Raw genomic sequence first — 16905 nt, 5'->3', positions numbered from 1 at the left:
AGTTAACCTAGTTGGCTCGGTTGTCAACGTTGGCTTGGTCGGCTTGTTCGTGGTCTGATGGGTGGTGATGGTCGAGAACACCGGGCGGCCCGGCTACCTCCAGATCGCTGACGATCTGCGTGAGCAGATACGCGGCGGATCTCTCGCGCCCGGCGACCCGTTGCCGTCGACCGCGCGACTCTCGGAGCAGTACGACGCCTCGTTGAGCGTGGTGAAGATGGCGGTCGGCTTGCTGCGGAACGAAGGGCTGGTCATCGGCCAACAGGGGCGGGGGGTATACGTCCGCAATCTCGACCAGGCGCCGGCGGCCGATCTGGCGAGCGAGGTCACTGAGCTACGCACTGCCGTACGAGACCTGTCTGAGCGCCTCGCTCGGATCGAGCGGAAGTTGGGCGACTAGGGTTCCTACGGGTCCGTCCCTTGGTCATCGCCCTGTCGCGGCGGTGGATGCTGAGGACGGTGGCGACGAAACCGGCGACGAGGGCGAAGCCGAGCGTTCCGGCGATGATCAGGATCATCATGGCTAGTTGGCTCCGTTCGCGTCGTGGTTGCGGGAGTTGCGCGGGTTGCGGGGCGGGCGGCGGGTCTCGGTGCGGCGGCGGTTGCGCCGCTGGCGGGCGGACTGCTTGCGCTGGTAGCGCTCACGGGCCAGGCACTTGGAGCAGGCGGTCTGTCCCTCCAGGAGCGCGGCGCCGCACGGGCAGGCGGGGGTCTCGTCCAGGATCGTGATGGGGGTCTCGTTCATCTCGCATTCCTCCTTCGGTTGGGGGCCGGTGGGGCTTGTGCAACCGAGGATGCGCCGGAGGCGTGGGACGAGATCACTACACGACGGGACATGTACAGGACGTCCGCCGTAGCATGGCCACGTCCCCGGACGTCCCCCTTGGGCTGGTGAGATGGCGAACGAGCGATTGCGGGCCGCGCTACTGTCCAGCGGTGTGACGGTGGCGGGTCTGGCGGAGAAGATCCAGGTTGACCCCAAGACCGTCGAGCGGTGGATCACCACGGACCGCGAGCCGTACCGAAAGCATCGCTACGCTGCGGCTTCTGCGCTTGGAGTCGACGAGACGTACCTGTGGCCGGACGCGATCAAGCGCGATCAGGTGGCCGCCGCGTCCAAGAGCGAGATCCTCACCGTCTATCCGCACCGCTGGGCCGTACCACGGGACGCGTGGGGACGTCTCTTCTCGTCCGCGACGTCCGAGATAGGGATCTTGGTTTACAGCGGAACGTTCATTCACGATGACGCCGGGCTTTTGCGGCTCTTGGCCGACAGGGCACGGGCCGGTGCGCGCGTCCGCATCCTGCTCGGCGACCCGTCCAGCGACGAGGTAGCACAACGCGGGATAGATGAGGGTGTTGGCGACAGCATGGCCGAGCGGTGCCGTGCGGCGATCAGTTGGTATAGGCGCGTTGAGGGGGCCGAGCTCCGGTTGCATCGGACGGTGCTCTACAACTCGATCTATCGCGCCGACGATCAGCTTCTCGTCAACACCCATGCGTACGGCCAGCCCGCCGGGGACGCGCCAGTCCTACATCTACGGCACGTCCCCGGAGGGGACATGGTCGGGGTGTACCTGGCGAGTTTCGAGAAGACGTGGGACGGTGCCGTCCCACTAGAGTCCTGACGTATGGGCAAGCGGATCGACTTCTACGACGACCCGGACGCCCCAGCGCCCAACAGCCTTGTCCCGTCCGTGAACGTCATGGTGACCAACGACGCCGATGAGCTCCTGATGATCCGGCGCAGCGACAACGACAACTGGGCCGTCCCAGGCGGAGCGATCGACCTCGGAGAGTCGATCCCTGCGGCAGCCGTACGCGAGACGCTGGAAGAGACCGGCATCACGTGCGCGATCACCGGTCTCGTGGGCACGTACTCCGACCCGCGGCACGTGATCCTCTACACCTCGGACGGCGAGGCCCGCCAAGAGTTCTCACTCGTACTGACGGGCCGCGCGGTGAACGGTGCACCAACGCCTAGCGACGAGTCACGCGAGGTCCGATGGGTGCCGCGTGAACAAGTGCTGCAGTTGCCGATGGATCGATCGATGCGTCTCCGAATCGAGCACTTCCTTAGCGGTACGGCCGCGCCGTACATCGGCTGAGATCCCGTACCGGGAATTCACCCCCTCGCGAATCGGCCCGAAAGGCTATAAACGGTGATGTGGCTATGTCTCGGGGGTCTTCATCTCGGCTCGTTAGAGTGGCTGGCGGCCTGGCGTTGATGTCGGGAGGCGTTGCCGCGATCTGGGGGCTGGCGCCCGTGATCAGTGGCAGCCTTCAGGGCGTGGTGAACGTACGGTGCATCCCGGTTCCCCACACTTTCGACCTGCGGGTCTCGGGAGTCCTGGATCTGTCGACCGGAGCAAGGTACATCCCGCGGGACACACTGCTCGTGGCTGGCTCCTCCGTCACTGAGCAGGTGATGGCCCACGGAGAGGACCTCCTGATCGCGTTATGCGCCGTGTGTGCAGGAATCCTGCTCTATCGGTTGTCTCGATCGCTGCGTGACGCCCTATCCGCACGGCGGTATCTGGTGGGGCTCGGGTGGACCTGCGTTGCCGTTGCGGTTGTCGGCCCGCTTGCCCCGTTCTACGCCTCCTCCGTGCTCCTTGAGCGAGTTGGCTTCTCAGGTCAGTGCATGTACTCCTACACCGCGCTGTCCATGATCCCCTTGGGTATCGCAGCCCTCTTGTTCGCAGTGGGCGCATGGGTGCGCCGGGCGGCTCAGCCCGACCGAGTGTCCGCAGACTGACCGTCTCGACGGATCAACGTCCTAGGCAGGCCCTGTCCCGGGCAGTCGGTGTCGGAGCACTGCTATTTTTTGGCGACATTTCCGGTCCACAGGCGCCGCAAGCGCTGTCCAGACTGACCGAAGACCCCTGCTTCTTGTCGCCGACGAAATCACTCGATCGGACAGATGCCGTAGGTTCCGCGCCTATCGGTCTGTCCAGAAAAAGGGGTGGGTGCGACCATGACTGGATGGACGTGGCGTTACGCGCTATTGAGGTGTCGGTGACCCTGTTCACAGCGTTCGCAGTCCCGGCACTCATACGCCGACGTGCCGCGCGCACCCGAGTGAAGGTCGAGGCCGCGCTCACCATCGGTGCCGATGTCGGCCCGCTCAGGCTCATCGTCGCCATGGCGGTGGTGGAAGGAGCCGTGTTTCAGACGGGCACACTTCGCTACAGGGAGGGCCTTATGACCTGGCGGGGGCCGTATGAGGAGATCGACCTGACTGGGGCATCCGTCCGATCCTGGCGGGAGCTCGACAAGTCGGAGCGGAAAGAAGTCCGCGAGTACCCGATGTACATCGCGATCCTCTGCACCCATCCCGAGCGCGAAGACTTCGAGCTGTCGGCGGCGTCGGACGACCTGCATGTCGTGGCCGAGCTGCTCGGCCCTGAGAAGTGACTTCATGGGTCGAGGTGGGTCGCGTACGCCTACTCCTGGCGGGCAGCCAAGGCCGATTGCACTGCTCCTACTGAGGCCAAAATGCAGGGTGTAGACGCTGTGATCGAGCGGGTCACCAGGTGTCCAGGGCCGTAACGGGAATGGATCTCCGCCAGCCGGTCGGCGACGTCAAGTTGTTGCCCATCTGGGCCGGTGGTCATGTCGCAGTAGGTGAGGGCATCGACCAGTTCGGGGCGCTCTTGGTCGAACTCGGCGACGAGCGCGTCATACAGGGAGCGCTCTAGAGCCTCGTTCACCGCACAGGAGTGGTGGGCAACCAGGCGGCAGAGTGTTTCGTCGGCCTGGTGGACGTCGCGGAGGTAGCGGGCGCCGTCGAGGGGATGAAAGCCCGTATCGACGAGGTCGGGCGCGTACCCGATGTCATGGAGGTAGGCGGCCGCGGTCAATGTGTCGGCTTCAGCACCGAGGATCGGGCCAAGCGTTTCGGCGCGCTTGCCCACACCTTGTGTGTGCGCCCATCTGCGCGGCAGGGGCTCTTCCAGGAGGCGTTGGGCCAGGTCATAGGCCCATTCAACTTGTCCCACGCGGTCCACGATAGGCAACCGACCCTGGGACCAGGCTAGACCGAAAGGTGAGACGTCCTGGGACGTCTCACCTCTCACTGGTGGCGAATGAACCTGCCCTTGCCGTGTTCCGCCTGGATAAGGCCCTCTCGCTCCAGTACGGCTAGCGCCTGACGGACCGTGTTGCGCGAGGCGTCGAAACGGCGACGGAGGGTCATCTCGCTTGGCACGTCGGCGAGACGGCCCTCGATGATCGCGTCCCGGAGTTCGTCGGCGATGAGCTGGTACCGGTAGGACACGTTGGTCTCGGCGCCGTTCACAACGCGACCCTTGGAAGGGATCGTGGTGATCAATCCCTCGCGCTCCAGTACGGCCAGACCCCGCCGTACCGTGGTCCTCGCGACGCAGAACTCTGCACACAGCGTCTTCTCTGACGGCAAGATGCTGCCCGTCGGGTACTCGCCATCGCTGATGCGGGTGCGCAGGTGCTCGGCGATCTGGGTGAAGACGCGTCCGCCCGTGAGGATCACGGTGCTATGGCCGGTAGGCATCGACGATCTTGCTGAAGTCGATGAGAAGCTCGGCCTGTGGTCCGTCATGCCAGCCGGTCCTCGCTGCCTGCTCAATGCGGCTGACCGCGTGCGGGAGCTTGAGGAAACTGACCCGTTCGTCTTCACGATCGCCCCAGTAGAACCAGCAGAACGAGATCTGAACGAAGACGCGGCGGGTCCGGAACCTTCTGTCGACGACCTCCAGCGCCGGGCGGTCTCCCTCAGCAACCACGAGTACGGTCGTGATGCCCCTTGCCTCCAACTCCTCGCGCAGAGCGGTGAGTAGGCGCTGCTGATGGGCGATTCGATCCGCTTGAGTAACCGTCATGCGCATGTCCTTTCGGCGGCGGATGCACTGCGTCGAGCATCGGCCGCCTGCCAGGGCGGGAACACCGCATCTCTGGGACGTCTAGGGACGTCTTGTGTTAGCGTCGAGGCGTCGGTGACACGGGAGGAGAACCCCGGAGTGAACGACTACCTGTACGCGGCTCTAGCCAACGCCCGACTTCAACCCGTCGACATCGCCGCACACCTGGGCGTCGACCCGAAGACCGTGGACCGATGGCTCAAGGGCCGGCTCCCCTACCCACGCCACCGCTGGGCCGTCGCTGACTACCTCCGCGTCGACGAAGCAGACCTATGGCCGGAAGTCGCCGGAGCCCGCCGGCTAATCTCCCCCGAAGTTCAAGCCCTCTACCCGCATCGGTGGGCCGTCCCGCAGAGCGTGTGGCGTGACCTATTCGGACGCGCTAGTCGTGAGATCGACATCCTGACCTACAGTGGACTGTTCCTGGCTGAGAACAACGGTCTCTTACACGTGATCGCGAAGCGAGTACGAGCAGGTGTCCGGCTACGAGTGCTCATGGGCGACCCAGACGCCGCCGAGGTAGCAGCCCGCGGAGACGACGAAGGCATCGGCGCCGACGTCATGACCGCACGCATCAGGAACGCCCTGACACTGTTCCGCCCACTCCAGGAGCTCCCAGGCACCGAGATCCGGCTACACCGCACGGTGCTCTACAACTCGATCTATCGCGCAGACGACGACCTACTCATCAACACACATGCCTACGGGACAACAGCACCCCAGGCACCCGTGATGCACCTCCGCCAGGCCGACACCGAGGGCGCAGCAGCCGTCTATCTGACCAGCATCGAACGCGTCTGGACTACCGCAACCATGATCGAAAGCTAATTATCTTCACTGGTATCAAGGCCGCCCGCCTGTGGCGGCCGGCGCGTCGGGGCGGTCGCTGGCCGCGCTGCGGCTCTTCGGCCGGTCGCGGCCAGCACCGCCCACGCGTCGAATCCCAACAGAGATCAGAGCGAGACTCAGGTGCCGTGCCGCCTGAAAGAGATCATGCAGGGCAGCGCAGAACAGCGATCGATGGAACCCGCTCGCGTCAGGCTCTCCGACGCAGTCATGCCACCGCAGCCGAGTCCCTGCGTGAACCCCTCCTTCCGCCGTGGTGGTGCCGCTGCTCAAGCAAGCCTTCACTAGACCTATTAATCCAACCTGTCTATCTAACTTGACGCACGGTGATCAAATGGGGGAAGTCTGCGGCTTTTTGGTTGATCACTCTTAGCGCTTGGGCAAGCGCTTTCCGTAGCCTTCATTGCTCAATCATGCGCAGAAATAGCAGGTAAGAACATATACAAGCACAAACGATGTTCGGCAATGTGATTTGAGTCACACCTGTGGCCTCTGGTGTTAATGAAAGTTTCCTAGATATAACGGATGAGTCATCGCGCGAGACATGTGGAACACAACCCAACGGAGGCTTATATGGGCACGTACTGGAACGAGACCAAGAGCTGGGACCGCGACTTCGCCGAGTCGGACGTTGAGCACGGCGTTGCACCGGCCGACCTCGCTCACATCGATATGTCGTTCGGCAAGACCGCTTCTGCCCAGTAGTCACCTGAGATCTCCGACCATGGAGATCTGAGTGGCCGATGATGCGCGGGGGTGCGTCGAGGGCATGAATGACAACCCCCCGCCATCATTGCCATGTGCCTATCGACTCATCTCAATGATCAACCCAAGACTGCAGAGGATCCTGTCAATGTCTGCGCTTCCGTTCTTTGAGCGCTCAGTATCGCCAGAAGATGCCCATGAAACAGCTCGACAGGAAATCGCGCGCTTGGAATGTACGCTTGAGATCAGTAGCCACGGATTTGATCCATACAGGACACACTATGTAACCCTAATAGACTCATCCGAAACAGTCGTTTCGCGCGCCTCCGGCAAAGGCAGAGGTGAGCAAGGAATCCTCAGCGGCACATTTGAGGCCATTGAGCACTATTATTCCGCTGGCTATACCGTAGCGGCAGACTCGACTCGATCTTCAGTCCTGTCAACTCCGCAAGAGATTGCCGATCAGTCTGCCCTACGAGAAGTGCGAATGATCAAAAGCCTCGCCAGCGATTACCCTAAAGCATCTATGGGTGCCGTCCATCTTAAGCGGTGGGATGAAGATATTGATGATATCGACTACCCTCTATTCCTTTTCGATGCCATGTATGCCTCTAATCCCCTTCCAGGGGACAAGTTGGAATATCGGGACTACCTTGGGTATCAGGGGTCATCAGGATCAGCGGCGGGCATAAATGACATCGATGCAGTTATTCATGCCGTATGTGAAATAATCGAGCGCGACGCCTTCTCGCTCTCCCTGATCGACTGGTTCGCTTCTCGCCAGCCTGAGTTTCGTCTAATCAACTTGGCGAGCCTTCCATCGGAACTCCATCAGCTCGTTGAGCACGCCCGTGCAGCTGCTGGAGACGTTCTTCTCCTGGAGATGACCACTGAGATCGGTGTTCCCGCGTTCCTGGCCATTCAGGCTGAACAAGAAGAGCTCATTAGGCTATACGGACTGGGCTGTTCGATCTCATCGATTCATGCCGTTGAAAGGGCGCTCACAGAGCTGATTCAAGGGTGTCACGCGGCCACAATGGATCCGGATTTCGAACGGACCTGGTCTACCCGCCTGAAGAAGTCCAGCCAGTGGGCCTTCTATCACGATATCGTGAAGATGAATCTGGAGGCTTCACTGTCCCGAGGTATGCATATCACCAAAGACTTGGATCTGGTCCGCACGCCCGACTCCGCTAATAGCACAATGCGCGAGCTCATTTCTCGGTTAAGTCGGAACAACATGAAGGTCTACTGGCGCCGCATCAGCCCCCCTGAAGCGCATGTATCAGTGGTAAGCGTGGCTATACCCGGACTCGACTCGTTCTGCACGGCAGCGATGGGGTCCATCATCACGCCTACTAGTAGTCGTGGATGGAGTCAGTGGACGAGCGCATTCGATCTTCAAGGAGTCTAGGAGTCCTTCGTCGTGATGGATCTCCACGTGGGTTGGGATAGGTGGAAATGACCAAGAGCCCCAAAGGCGACGTGGGCAGACTTGTAGATTTCTTCTCGATCTACGAGAATGCGCCGCGCCCGCGGCCCGCTTCGCCGACTCTCGACGGCGCATTGCCGGTCAATGCTGCGCAGCACTGCATGCCAATCAAGACCGCCTCTTCGTATGGATGGCACCTCTACCCCCCAGTAGACTTCGCCCTCCGCTGGGATGGTGGCGTGAGTACTGAATTTTCTATACTCGATGGCGATGGCGCGCCTATCCAATGGGTATCACTAGCTGCTGGCCGACATGTTGAGCTGCCATTTGTGCAAGAAGTGAAATCGCGAATTAAGACGGCCTTTCCTGGCGATGAGGAGCGCTTGGATGAGGCGGCATTTGCCTTCATTAATGCCAACCCCTATCACAATCAGATCGTTGAGATTTCGCTCGGCATCTTCGCCAAGACTGCATCAGGACTATCGCTTCTGATCCGTAGTCCCGCAAACCTTCCTTCTAGCAAGGATTATGAAGTACTTGAAGGTATCATCGAAACGGAGTGGTACCGTTTCTGTCTTCCGATAGTGGTTAAGTTAACTCAGCAAGATCGCGTCGTTCAGTTCTTTCGACATGCCCCTATTGCCATGGCACAGCCTATCCCTTCCGTGCTTACAAGGGTGGGCTTCTCATCAACCTCCCTAAGCTATAAATCGGGCCTCGATGAACTCAGTCAGGAGACTTGGGGTGAGTTCATGGAAACCCGCACGCGGCGTGGTTGGGCTACTGCTTCCGGTACATACCAGAAAGCCGTACAGCAGAGAAAGAGCAAAACGAACATAGATCAGTCATGACAAAAGCTCTGCGCGACCGGAACATTTTGATCTACGTGATCCAGAGTTTGTTGTCTGGCCTTGGTAGCGGAATGATGTGGCTGGCGCTTGCCGTCTGGGCATCGAGCCTCAGGGCAGGTGGTTCTGATGCTGCCAGCATCATCTTTGCCTACACAATTGGAGCGCTCTTTGGGCCGCTCTCAGGGCTATTGGTCGACCGGTTTGGTGCACGACGATCAGCCATTCTTGCGAATGGCGTGGGTGTGGTCGTCGTTACTCCTCTATTCTTTCTCTCTGGCGCAGGATCGCTATGGGTTGCACAGCTTTGCATGGTGGCATATGGAATAATTGGTAGCGCCACGTCCGCAGCTGGGTTTGCACTCATTCCAGAGATCACAACCTCCGAAGATCTTCCTCACGTAAACTCGCTGATTCAGGCGATCTCCAGCATGACGCGACTGATAACACCCATTGCGGGCGCAGGCTTGGTAAGTGCCTTTGGTATCAGCTCCGTGGTTCTCATCGACTCGATGAGCTTTGTGCTGGCCCTGGCGCTGCTTGCTCTCGTCAAAACGCCAAGAGCCAGCCTGCGAGATCCTGGAGATGGTGGTGGCAGCCTCCTGCGTGAGCTGATTAGCGGAGTTGCATACCTTGCGCGGACCAAGGAAATATCTCGTCCCCTCGTATCCTGCCTGATAACGATCTTCGCTTTCGGCCTCGGTGAGCCGCTGATTTTCGCAATAGTATCTGACGGCCTAACTCAAAAGAGCTCATTCGTAGGTTTTATGCTCACCATTCAGGCCGTCGCTACCCTATGTGCATCACCATTTGCTGGCCGCCTTATTGTTTCCTACGGTGAACTACGCGTCGCACGAATCGCCTTAGCTCTTATTGCGTGCTCTTGTGCTTTCCTTATGGCTCGGTCGGAGCTATTGGTGGCCGCAGGGTACCTTACCGTCGGTGTTGGCCTTCCATGGTTTGTGACAGCAATTAATACTTGGCTCCAAAGAGAAACCCCTCCACATCTTCGAGGAAGGATTGCAGGAGGTTTTTCTTTCGCCACCTCGTTTCCGCAAGTGATCTCGGTGGGTGCGAGTGCATGGTTGATCACCCTTTACCCGTATCAGTTTATCCTTGCAGGGATGATTGCTCTTCTCGTCCTTTCGGTACTGATGACCTTTGGGGCGTCAGGACGGCGCGACCTTGCCTCTAGGACTTAGTGAGATGAAAGTTGTGATCAGGAGCATCCCATGGTGAATATCTCTTCGATTTCCGTCGTCATCCCCTCTCGCAACGAAGGGCATCGACTGGTAGATACTATTAAGTGCCTGCTTGCCGTGGATCCAGGCTCAAACGTATCCGTCGATGAGATCATCGTAGTAGATGACAGCTCTGCGGATGAGAGCTCGGATCTCTCCATTTCTGACGGTAGAGTTCAGGTTGTGCGCAACTCGGCGCGCGAGGGTATTTCCCGATCACGTAACCGCGGCGCCAGGATTTCGACAGGCAACGTCATCGTATGGTGCGACGCCCACACCAAAGTCCATCAGGGCTGGGGATCAGGGTTAGTCAATGCCCTCAATTCTGGAATGGATGTTGGCGCGGTCTCTCCTGGGATCGCACCGGACGACGGCAATGGTCGGACGGGCTTTGGATGGACCTGGGAAGCCGGCGATCCTGCAATGGTCAGGAAGTGGCTTCCACGGCCGAGCGTTGATAGTAGCGTTGACGTTCCTCTTCTTCCTGGAGGGTTCATCGCGACCCCGCGAGAGGTGTTTGAGCGGACGGGCGGCTTCGATGAGGGTCTGGGCTGGTTCGGAGACGAAGACGCCGAGTTCTCGCTCAGGCTTTGGAGTATCGGTCTTCGATGCGTCGTGGCTCCAGAGGTCGTTGTAGAGCACTTTTTCAAGGACCCCTCACAGCAGGGGGATGATGAGCTCGCAATGTTGGTATTCAACAAACTTCGTCTTGCTCACATATATCTACCGACCTGGTACGCCATGCGCGTGTTTGACTTTCTTAGAGATTTTGCTGCTTTTCCGAAAGCGCTGTCGCTCTTCATGTCAAGCGACTCCTTCGACCGCGGGCGGCTGGTTTCCCGGGAGCGTGTACGGGAAGCCGAGTGGTTCTGGAAGAGGTTCGGACTCTCCAACGCGTTCGCGAAGAAGGATTCTTCGCCTGCAGAAATCTCGTCCGAGCTATCTCTCCAGCAAGCACAATGGCGGCAGTCAAGCTCCCTCCCCAAGAGAGGTTCGGCCTTGCTTCAGTAGCCACCGTGGTCCCAACGCCTAGGCTTTGACCACGTGACGCTTTACACGGAGGTGCGCCGGCCAGCTGGCCTGCAGCTCTGGCTAGGTGCTGGGCCTAGGCGGAAAATCAGCCATGCCCCCCCTACAGATCCCCTCACATAGCGCACCATCGCGCCTCGTCTCCCTGCGAAGCTGTAGCGACACTGTCGGGCGCTCGAGAGGGACCATGGCAATAGTTGTGGACGTGCACTGGATCCCACAGGGAGTCGTCCGGGTCGGCCTACCCGAGATCTGTTGGGTCGAGCCAGCGTTCGGTCTGGTGAACACGGCAGGCGAATGGTTCAAAGAGGGCCCAGCGACGCCACAGGTCAAAGTCGGGAAGGGCTGCCGCGCGGCTTCCGCTCCTCGTGCCTTGACGGCCCTGCGGTACGGGTCCGCTTGCCATCGATCCGGCGGAGTTCTCTCCGCTGCTGTACAGCGCGAAAGTACAGCAACGCACCCACACAGCAGCTCATCACTCCGCACCCCATCACACGCCTGACCAGCGCGGCAGCCTTCTGACGATCACTTCGCCGTTCACTCGTAATGAAGGGGTCTCGGGTTCGAATCCCGAAGGCGGCTCTGCAGGTGAAAGGCCCCTCGCGATCATCGTGGGGGGCCTTTTTCCGATCTTGCGCGGTTGCCTTCCGGGATCGGGCGCCGATGAGGTTTTCGCGTCGCGCCCGTCTGTACTTGTGGGATCGACTCACAGGAGGCTGGCGCGATGCGGAAACTGATCTTCGGCATGAATGTGACCCTGGACGGCTACATCGCCGCGGTCGGGGACGACATCGGCTGGAGCGGGGGAGACGGACCGGACTCCTCGCCCAGCGCCGAGCTGTTCCGGTGGTGGTACGACCAGATGCGGGCGAGTGAGCTGTCGCTGTACGGGCGCAAGTTGTGGGAGACGATGAGCGTCCACTGGCCGACCGCCGACCGGCTGCCCGACGCCACCCAGGCGGAGATCGAGTTCGCGCGGCTCTGGCGGGACATGGCGAAGGTGGTGTTCTCGTCGACGATCGACAAGGTCGACTGGAACACCCGTCTGGTCACCGGCGACGCGGTCGCCGAGATCGCCCGGCTCAAGGCTGAGGACGGCGGTCCGATGGACATCGGCGGTGCGACGCTCGCCGGGGCGGCCATGCGGGCCGGGCTGATCGACGAGTACGCGATCGTCACCCATCCGGTCCTGGTGGGCGGCGGCACGCCGTTCTTCACCGCGCTGGACAGTTGGGTGAACCTGAGGCTGGTCGAGACGCGGACGTTTCCCGGCGGTCTGGTGCTGGCCCGATACGAGACGAGGCGATGAAGAATCACAGCGTCGGGGGCAGGTCCAGCCATGGTTTGTCGCCGGCGTCGAATCCGGTGAGCTCGGCGATCCTCCCGTCCACGATGTGCAGGACCGCGATGGCGAACAAGCGGTACTCCGGGTCGTCGGAGATGCGGAGGTACAGCGCGGCGGCGGGCATGCGGTTGACCGTCGTGGCGACGCCGCGCCAGTCGTCCTTGCCGCGCTGGAAGAGCCCACCGGAGACCCAGCCGTCCACCGCGTCCTTGGCCGTGACGACCAGGGTGCCCGGATCGGGCAGCATCGTGAAGCGCAGGTCGTGGCGCAGCAGGGCCATCAGCCCCTCGACGTCGTTGCGCTCATGGGCGTCGATGTACGACCTCACCACGTCGCGCTCCTCGTCCGACAGCTCGTGCGTGGCAGGGCGCCGCCAGTCGAGGCGGCGGTCGGGCAGCTGCTCGCGCATGGTCACGCGCGCCCGCTGCAGCGCGCTGGTCACCGATGGGACGGTCAGGTCGAGGGCGTCGGCGACCTTCGGCGCCGGCCACCCGAGGACGTCGCGCAGGATGAACACCGCCCGCTGACGCGGCGGCAGGTGCTGGACGGTGACGATGAACGCCAGCTCGATCGTCTCCCTGGCCACCACCGATTCCTGTGGATCCTCCGGGAGCATCCGGTCCGGGTAGGGCTGCAGGTAGTGCACGTCCGGCAGGTCGGCGGGCACGGGGGTGCGGTCGTTGCGCTTCTCCAGGAAGTCGAGGCAGGCGTTCGTCGCGATCCGGTACAGCCAGGTCCGCAGCGCGGCGTCGCCCTTGAACGACGCCCGCTTGTTCCAGACCCGCAGGAACGTCTCCTGCGTCATGTCCTGGGCGTCCTCGTAGTTCGCGAGCATCCGGTAGCAGTGCACCTGCAGCTCACGCCGGTAGGGCTCCGTGACGAGCGCGAACCGTGCCGCGTCGTTCGAGCGGGCCGCCGCGATGAACGCGGCCCTGTCGTCGGTCATGGTCGTCAATCCTTCCGCAGGCGGGGAGGGCCTGACAGAACTGAGCGGTGAGGTTGCGCCGATAGGCTCGCGACATGCGTAAACGGGGCAAGAAGCCGAGGAAGAGCAAGGCCGACTGGTACGCCGTGCGGTGCCTCTTCCACTGGCGGGAACCGTACGACACCTATGAGGAACGCATCACCATCTGGCGGGCCACCTCCCTGGAGGAGGCCGTTGAGCTGGCCGAGCAGGAGGCTGCCGAATACTGCGAGACAGGCCCCTTCGAGTACCTGGAGCTGGCGCAGGCCTACCATCTGGCGGAAGAAGCGATCCAGCCCGGTGCGGAGGTGTTCTCCCTGCTGCGGGACAGCGACCTGGAGCCGAAGGCCTACCTGGACACGTTCTTCGACACCGGCACCGAGCGTCAGCCCGAATGGGCCGAACATCATTCGTAGTCCCTGCAATGGACCTGGCGCTTGTCGGGGATGGTGACCCGCACGTCGTTCACCTCCACGCCGCGCTTCGCCGCGGTCGCGGCGGCGATGGTGCAGACGACCTGGCCGGTCGCCACGCGCGACAGGCTGACCACGGCCGGGAGCCACTTGCCGCCGTCCAGCATCGAGACGCCCTTGTCCATGGTGAACCCGTCGTCCGTCACCCGGACCGCCATGTTCTTGGGAATCCGGGTGTCGAAGGAGCGGTCGCGTTCCTTCGAGGTGGGGCCGTCCCTCAGGAGGGCTACGGCTTCGCCGGCGGACAGCGGGCCCTCCGGGCGGCCTACCGAGACCAGGCGGTCGTCCTGGACGAAATACAGCCGCGTGCCCTGGATGAAGCCGCGAGCCGGTTCCCCCGCGCCGATCACGGGCGTGGTGGTGATTCCGCAGGCCGTACAAGCGGCAACCAGAAGGATCAATGGCCAGGTTCTCATGCGTGGTCCGGGAGGGTCAGGGTGAAGACGGGGCCCGGGCCGGCGGTCAGGTCGCCGCCGTGGAGCAGCGCGTTCTCGCGGGCGATCGCCAGACCCAGCCCGCTGCCCTCCGAGCGGGCCCTGGCGGTGTCGGCTTTGTAGAAGCGTTCGAAGACGTGGGGCAACACGTCGGCAGGGAGGCCTGGGCCGTGGTCGGCTACCTCGATGGTGACGAAGCCGTCAGAAGAACGCAGGCGGACAGCTACCGGGGGTTTGCCGTGGTGCAGGGCGTTGCCCACGAGGTTGGCGATGATGACGTCCAGGCGGCGTGGGTCCAAGGGGATGCGGATGCCGGGGGGCAGATCGACGGTGACGCTGGAGGTCCAGCCGCGGGTGCGCAGGCAGGCGGCGATCGCCAACCCGACGTCCACCTCGTTGAGGTTGAGCACCGCCGCCCCGGCGTCGAAGCGGCTGATCTCCATCAGGTCGTCCACCAGCTTGGTGAGTCTCGCGATCTCGGCGGTGACCATGCGGGCGGCCGTCTCCGCCGAGGCGTCCAGCGCGCCGGTCTCCAGGACGTCGGTGACGGCGGTCGCGGCCGCCAAAGGGGTGCGGAGTTCGTGGGAGACATCCGCGACGAAACGCCGCGATCTGGCCTCCATCTCGCGCAGCTCGCCGACCGAGCGTTCGAGGGCGGCTGCGGTCGCGTTGAACTGCCCCGCCAGCCGCGCCAGCTCGTCGCCCCCGCGCACCGGCAGCCGGGTCTCCAGGAAACCCTCGCCCAGGCGGCGGGCCGCGCGGTCCAGGTCGGCGACCGGGCGCAGGACGCCGCGCGCGGCCAGCAACCCGGCCAGTACGGCCAGCAGCACGAGCGGCAGGGTCGCCGCCTGGGCAGCACGCAATACAGCCGCCTCGTCGGCGGCTGCCTGCGCGAGCGACTCGACGAGGTAGACGGTGATCCCCGACGGCTCGCCGCCGGCGCGCAGCATGACCCTGCTGCCGCCCACGAGGTACGGCACGCCGTCGCGGCTCACGCGCTGCCAGGCCAGTTCTGGACGCCGCTGCACGAAGCCGCGCAGGTCGGCGGTGATGCGGGCGTCGCTGGGGATCGCGGCGTCCCTGACCACGTACACCTCGCGGTCGCCGACCTCGAGGTCCTCGGCGAGCAGGGCGAGCTCGTCGTCGGTGGCGGGCACGGAGACGTCGCGCGAGAGCAGCAGCACCCGGTTCCTGAAGTCCTTCAGCAGCCGGTCCTGCACCCCGGTCAGCAGGTTCTCCCGTGCCTTGTAGTAGGTCAGCCCGGCAGCGCCCACCGCGCTGAGCCCGCCCACGAGCACGAACGTGATCACCAGCCGAGCCCGCAGCCCGCGCAACCACGTCATAGGGGCCCGAAGCGGTAGCCGAAGCCGCGGGCGGTCTGCACGTAGCGGGGTTCGGCGGGAACGTCCTCGATCTTGGCGCGCAGCCGTTGCACGCACGCGTCCACCAGCCGCGAGTCGCCCAGGTAGTCGTGGTCCCACACCGACTCCAGCAGTTGCTGCCTGCTGAAGACCTGCCCGGGGGAGGCCGACAGGTACAGCAGCAGCCGCAGCTCCATCGGCGGCAGCGCCACCTGCAGCCCGCTTCTGGTCACGGTCAGGCTGGCCCGGTCTATGCACAGCTCGCCGTACGTCTCGGCCAGAGAGACGGGGGAGCTGTCCGTACGGCGGAGCACCGCCCTGATGCGGGCCTCCAGCACCTGCGGGCGCACCGGCTTGACCACGTAGTCGTCCGCGCCCGCCTCCAGCCCGCCGACCACGTCGAAGTCGTCGCCCCGAGCGCTCAGCATCACGATCGAGGTGGAGGTGGCCGCGCGGATGCGGCGGCAGACCTCGAAACCGTCGATCCCGGGCAGCATGAAGTCGAGCACGACCACGTCGGCGGCGAAGCGCCCCAGCAGGTCCAGCCCCTCTTCACCGGACGCGGCCGACTGGACCTCGTGGTCCCTGCCCTTGAGGGCGAGCGTCAGGGCGTCCCTGACGTGGGGGTCGTCCTCGATGAGCAGTACGCGAGCCATGTGTCCCAGTATCGGCGGCTCTGACGTGCGGTTTGTCCGGTCTCGGAGGCTATTACAGGTTCATTACACGGGACGGACGGGCTGCTCACAGGGGCGGGCCAGGGTGGTGGGCATGTTCATCACCAAGCGACGCCTCGCTGTCCTGGCCACGATCCCCGCCCTTGCTCTGAGTGCCGCGTGTGGGGCGCAGAGCTTCGCCAGTACGGCGAGCCCGTCACAGGGAGCCAAACCCACCTGGCACGAGACGGCGGTGAAGTTCGCCGGATGTATGCGGGAGAACGGGATCAACATCCCGGACCCGGTCAAGGGGCAAGACCTCGACACCAGCGCCGTCACCACGGTCAGCCAGGCCAAGCTCGACGCGGCCATGAAGGCTTGTAAGGAGTGGGACTCGGTGATCCTCGGCAGCGACGAGCCGTCGACGCCTGAGGAGGACGCCAGGTTCGCGGCGTGGGCTGAGTGTCTGAAGGCGGGCGGCGTGTGGCAGCCGGTCGGGAAGGAGGCGAAGCCTGCCGACTTCAAGCAGGTCAAGGCGGGGTCGGCGGCGGAGAAGAAGGTCTTCGCGGGGTGCCAGTCCCTTGAGCCGCCCGCGCCGTACGAGGAGAACTAACCCCGCCAGGCCATCCCCTTCCCTCGAAAAGAACAACCCCTTCAAGAGAACGACCCTCAGTGG

At 63.0% G+C, this 16905-nt stretch carries 22 protein-coding genes and 1 tRNA gene; 15 read left to right on the top strand and 8 right to left on the bottom strand.

All coding sequences use genetic code 11. From position 1 onward, the window contains the following. The first annotated feature begins 67 nt into the window (after positions 1-67). Positions 68-400 carry a winged helix-turn-helix domain-containing protein gene (locus ACIBG8_RS28750; protein WP_397346054.1) on the top strand — a complete coding sequence of 111 codons (333 nt, stop codon included), beginning with the start codon at positions 68-70 and terminating at the stop codon, positions 398-400. Between the two features lie 123 nt (positions 401-523). On the opposite strand, the gene ACIBG8_RS28745 is transcribed toward ACIBG8_RS28750, so the two are convergent. Next, entirely contained in the window at positions 524-745 is a 222-nt protein-coding gene (locus tag ACIBG8_RS28745) for a hypothetical protein (RefSeq protein WP_397346053.1), read from the bottom strand. 151 nt (positions 746-896) lie between these two features. On the opposite strand from ACIBG8_RS28745, the gene ACIBG8_RS28740 reads away from it, so the two are divergent. The 4 genes from ACIBG8_RS28740 to ACIBG8_RS28725 all read left to right on the top strand — a co-directional run bounded on the left by ACIBG8_RS28740 (position 897) and on the right by ACIBG8_RS28725 (position 3417). Further along, a complete protein-coding gene (locus ACIBG8_RS28740) occupies positions 897-1628 on the top strand; it encodes an XRE family transcriptional regulator (protein WP_397346052.1) in 732 nt (243 codons plus the stop codon). Between the two features lie 3 nt (positions 1629-1631). Then, positions 1632-2108: an NUDIX hydrolase gene (locus ACIBG8_RS28735; protein WP_397346051.1), complete on the top strand. Its 477-nt coding sequence runs from the start codon at positions 1632-1634 to the stop codon at positions 2106-2108. A gap of 98 nt (positions 2109-2206) precedes the next feature. Further along, a complete protein-coding gene (locus ACIBG8_RS28730) occupies positions 2207-2758 on the top strand; it encodes a hypothetical protein (protein WP_397346050.1) in 552 nt (183 codons plus the stop codon). 227 nt (positions 2759-2985) lie between these two features. Beyond that, complete coding sequence (locus tag ACIBG8_RS28725) at positions 2986-3417, top strand: hypothetical protein (RefSeq protein WP_397346049.1); 432 nt, start codon at positions 2986-2988, stop codon at positions 3415-3417. A 29-nt stretch (positions 3418-3446) separates the two neighbouring features. Here ACIBG8_RS28725 and ACIBG8_RS28720 read toward each other — a convergent pair whose 3' ends face one another. From ACIBG8_RS28720 to ACIBG8_RS28710, 3 genes are all read right to left on the bottom strand, one after another. After that, positions 3447-4001 (bottom strand): HD domain-containing protein, encoded by a 555-nt coding sequence (locus tag ACIBG8_RS28720; protein WP_397346048.1) that lies wholly within the window; start codon positions 3999-4001, stop codon positions 3447-3449. 74 nt (positions 4002-4075) lie between these two features. Further along, positions 4076-4531 (bottom strand): GntR family transcriptional regulator, encoded by a 456-nt coding sequence (locus ACIBG8_RS28715; protein ID WP_397346047.1) that lies wholly within the window; start codon positions 4529-4531, stop codon positions 4076-4078. Continuing rightward, entirely contained in the window at positions 4515-4859 is a 345-nt protein-coding gene (locus ACIBG8_RS28710) for a hypothetical protein (RefSeq protein ID WP_397346046.1), read from the bottom strand. The genes ACIBG8_RS28715 and ACIBG8_RS28710 overlap by 17 nt, the downstream gene beginning before the upstream one ends. Before the next feature lie 138 nt (positions 4860-4997). Between ACIBG8_RS28710 and ACIBG8_RS28705 the strand changes: the two genes are divergently transcribed. From ACIBG8_RS28705 to ACIBG8_RS28670, 8 genes are all read left to right on the top strand, one after another. Then, on the top strand, positions 4998-5726 hold the full coding sequence (locus tag ACIBG8_RS28705; protein WP_397346045.1) for an XRE family transcriptional regulator: 729 nt from the start codon (positions 4998-5000) through the stop codon (positions 5724-5726). 591 nt (positions 5727-6317) lie between these two features. Then, positions 6318-6449: a hypothetical protein gene (locus tag ACIBG8_RS28700; protein WP_397346044.1), complete on the top strand. Its 132-nt coding sequence runs from the start codon at positions 6318-6320 to the stop codon at positions 6447-6449. A 148-nt stretch (positions 6450-6597) separates the two neighbouring features. Further along, positions 6598-7863: a YcaO-like family protein gene (locus ACIBG8_RS28695; protein ID WP_397346043.1), complete on the top strand. Its 1266-nt coding sequence runs from the start codon at positions 6598-6600 to the stop codon at positions 7861-7863. Between the two features lie 47 nt (positions 7864-7910). Next, positions 7911-8732 carry a DUF6065 family protein gene (locus ACIBG8_RS28690; protein WP_397346204.1) on the top strand — a complete coding sequence of 274 codons (822 nt, stop codon included), beginning with the start codon at positions 7911-7913 and terminating at the stop codon, positions 8730-8732. Then, positions 8729-9931, top strand: coding sequence for an MFS transporter (locus tag ACIBG8_RS28685; protein WP_397346042.1), 1203 nt, complete (start codon positions 8729-8731; stop codon positions 9929-9931). The genes ACIBG8_RS28690 and ACIBG8_RS28685 overlap by 4 nt, the downstream gene beginning before the upstream one ends. Before the next feature lie 30 nt (positions 9932-9961). Next, positions 9962-10981 carry a glycosyltransferase gene (locus ACIBG8_RS28680; RefSeq protein ID WP_397346041.1) on the top strand — a complete coding sequence of 340 codons (1020 nt, stop codon included), beginning with the start codon at positions 9962-9964 and terminating at the stop codon, positions 10979-10981. A 528-nt stretch (positions 10982-11509) separates the two neighbouring features. After that, positions 11510-11581, top strand: a tRNA-Ser gene (locus tag ACIBG8_RS28675). A 142-nt stretch (positions 11582-11723) separates the two neighbouring features. Further along, positions 11724-12308, top strand: coding sequence for a dihydrofolate reductase family protein (locus ACIBG8_RS28670; protein ID WP_397346040.1), 585 nt, complete (start codon positions 11724-11726; stop codon positions 12306-12308). A 4-nt stretch (positions 12309-12312) separates the two neighbouring features. Here the strand turns inward: ACIBG8_RS28670 and ACIBG8_RS28665 are convergent, their stop codons facing one another. After that, complete coding sequence (locus tag ACIBG8_RS28665) at positions 12313-13290, bottom strand: RNA polymerase subunit sigma-70 (RefSeq protein ID WP_397346039.1); 978 nt, start codon at positions 13288-13290, stop codon at positions 12313-12315. Positions 13291-13364: 74 nt separating this feature from the next. Here ACIBG8_RS28665 and ACIBG8_RS28660 point away from each other — a divergent pair, with 74 nt between their 5' ends. Continuing rightward, a complete protein-coding gene (locus ACIBG8_RS28660) occupies positions 13365-13724 on the top strand; it encodes a hypothetical protein (protein WP_397346038.1) in 360 nt (119 codons plus the stop codon). On the opposite strand, the gene ACIBG8_RS28655 is transcribed toward ACIBG8_RS28660, so the two are convergent. From ACIBG8_RS28655 to ACIBG8_RS28645, 3 genes are read right to left on the bottom strand one after another with little or no spacing between them, the layout of a single operon-like run. Then, a complete protein-coding gene (locus ACIBG8_RS28655; RefSeq protein WP_397346037.1) occupies positions 13715-14182 on the bottom strand; it encodes a hypothetical protein in 468 nt (155 codons plus the stop codon). The two genes, ACIBG8_RS28660 and ACIBG8_RS28655, sit on opposite strands and share 10 nt — an antisense overlap. Before the next feature lie 11 nt (positions 14183-14193). Beyond that, a complete protein-coding gene (locus tag ACIBG8_RS28650) occupies positions 14194-15558 on the bottom strand; it encodes an ATP-binding protein (RefSeq protein ID WP_397346036.1) in 1365 nt (454 codons plus the stop codon). Beyond that, entirely contained in the window at positions 15555-16232 is a 678-nt protein-coding gene (locus tag ACIBG8_RS28645; protein WP_397346035.1) for a response regulator, read from the bottom strand. The genes ACIBG8_RS28650 and ACIBG8_RS28645 overlap by 4 nt, the downstream gene beginning before the upstream one ends. Before the next feature lie 112 nt (positions 16233-16344). Between ACIBG8_RS28645 and ACIBG8_RS28640 the strand changes: the two genes are divergently transcribed. Beyond that, positions 16345-16842 (top strand): hypothetical protein, encoded by a 498-nt coding sequence (locus ACIBG8_RS28640; protein WP_397346034.1) that lies wholly within the window; start codon positions 16345-16347, stop codon positions 16840-16842. Positions 16843-16905: the final 63 nt, after the last annotated feature.

This window comes from Nonomuraea sp. NPDC050556 (genome assembly GCF_044457355.1).
In the GTDB taxonomy this organism is placed as follows: Bacteria; Actinomycetota; Actinomycetes; order Streptosporangiales; family Streptosporangiaceae; genus Nonomuraea.
This window is presented reverse-complemented; position numbering and strand designations above follow the sequence as displayed.

Excerpts from the sequence above, each read along its gene's own strand:
- ACIBG8_RS28750 (WP_397346054.1), top strand. The coding sequence starts at position 68 with ATGGTCGAGAACACCGGGCGGCCCGGCTACCTCCAGATCGCTGACGAT.
- ACIBG8_RS28745 (WP_397346053.1), bottom strand. The coding sequence starts at position 745 with ATGAACGAGACCCCCATCACGATCCTGGACGAGACCCCCGCCTGCCCG.
- ACIBG8_RS28740 (WP_397346052.1), top strand. The coding sequence starts at position 897 with ATGGCGAACGAGCGATTGCGGGCCGCGCTACTGTCCAGCGGTGTGACG.
- ACIBG8_RS28735 (WP_397346051.1), top strand. The coding sequence starts at position 1,632 with ATGGGCAAGCGGATCGACTTCTACGACGACCCGGACGCCCCAGCGCCC.
- ACIBG8_RS28725 (WP_397346049.1), top strand. The coding sequence starts at position 2,986 with ATGGACGTGGCGTTACGCGCTATTGAGGTGTCGGTGACCCTGTTCACA.
- ACIBG8_RS28715 (WP_397346047.1), bottom strand. The coding sequence starts at position 4,531 with ATGCCTACCGGCCATAGCACCGTGATCCTCACGGGCGGACGCGTCTTC.
- ACIBG8_RS28710 (WP_397346046.1), bottom strand. The coding sequence starts at position 4,859 with ATGACGGTTACTCAAGCGGATCGAATCGCCCATCAGCAGCGCCTACTC.
- ACIBG8_RS28700 (WP_397346044.1), top strand. The coding sequence starts at position 6,318 with ATGGGCACGTACTGGAACGAGACCAAGAGCTGGGACCGCGACTTCGCC.
- ACIBG8_RS28695 (WP_397346043.1), top strand. The coding sequence starts at position 6,598 with ATGTCTGCGCTTCCGTTCTTTGAGCGCTCAGTATCGCCAGAAGATGCC.
- ACIBG8_RS28690 (WP_397346204.1), top strand. The coding sequence starts at position 7,911 with ATGACCAAGAGCCCCAAAGGCGACGTGGGCAGACTTGTAGATTTCTTC.
- ACIBG8_RS28685 (WP_397346042.1), top strand. The coding sequence starts at position 8,729 with ATGACAAAAGCTCTGCGCGACCGGAACATTTTGATCTACGTGATCCAG.
- ACIBG8_RS28680 (WP_397346041.1), top strand. The coding sequence starts at position 9,962 with ATGGTGAATATCTCTTCGATTTCCGTCGTCATCCCCTCTCGCAACGAA.
- ACIBG8_RS28670 (WP_397346040.1), top strand. The coding sequence starts at position 11,724 with ATGCGGAAACTGATCTTCGGCATGAATGTGACCCTGGACGGCTACATC.
- ACIBG8_RS28665 (WP_397346039.1), bottom strand. The coding sequence starts at position 13,290 with ATGACCGACGACAGGGCCGCGTTCATCGCGGCGGCCCGCTCGAACGAC.
- ACIBG8_RS28660 (WP_397346038.1), top strand. The coding sequence starts at position 13,365 with ATGCGTAAACGGGGCAAGAAGCCGAGGAAGAGCAAGGCCGACTGGTAC.
- ACIBG8_RS28650 (WP_397346036.1), bottom strand. The coding sequence starts at position 15,558 with ATGACGTGGTTGCGCGGGCTGCGGGCTCGGCTGGTGATCACGTTCGTG.
- ACIBG8_RS28645 (WP_397346035.1), bottom strand. The coding sequence starts at position 16,232 with ATGGCTCGCGTACTGCTCATCGAGGACGACCCCCACGTCAGGGACGCC.
- ACIBG8_RS28640 (WP_397346034.1), top strand. The coding sequence starts at position 16,345 with ATGTTCATCACCAAGCGACGCCTCGCTGTCCTGGCCACGATCCCCGCC.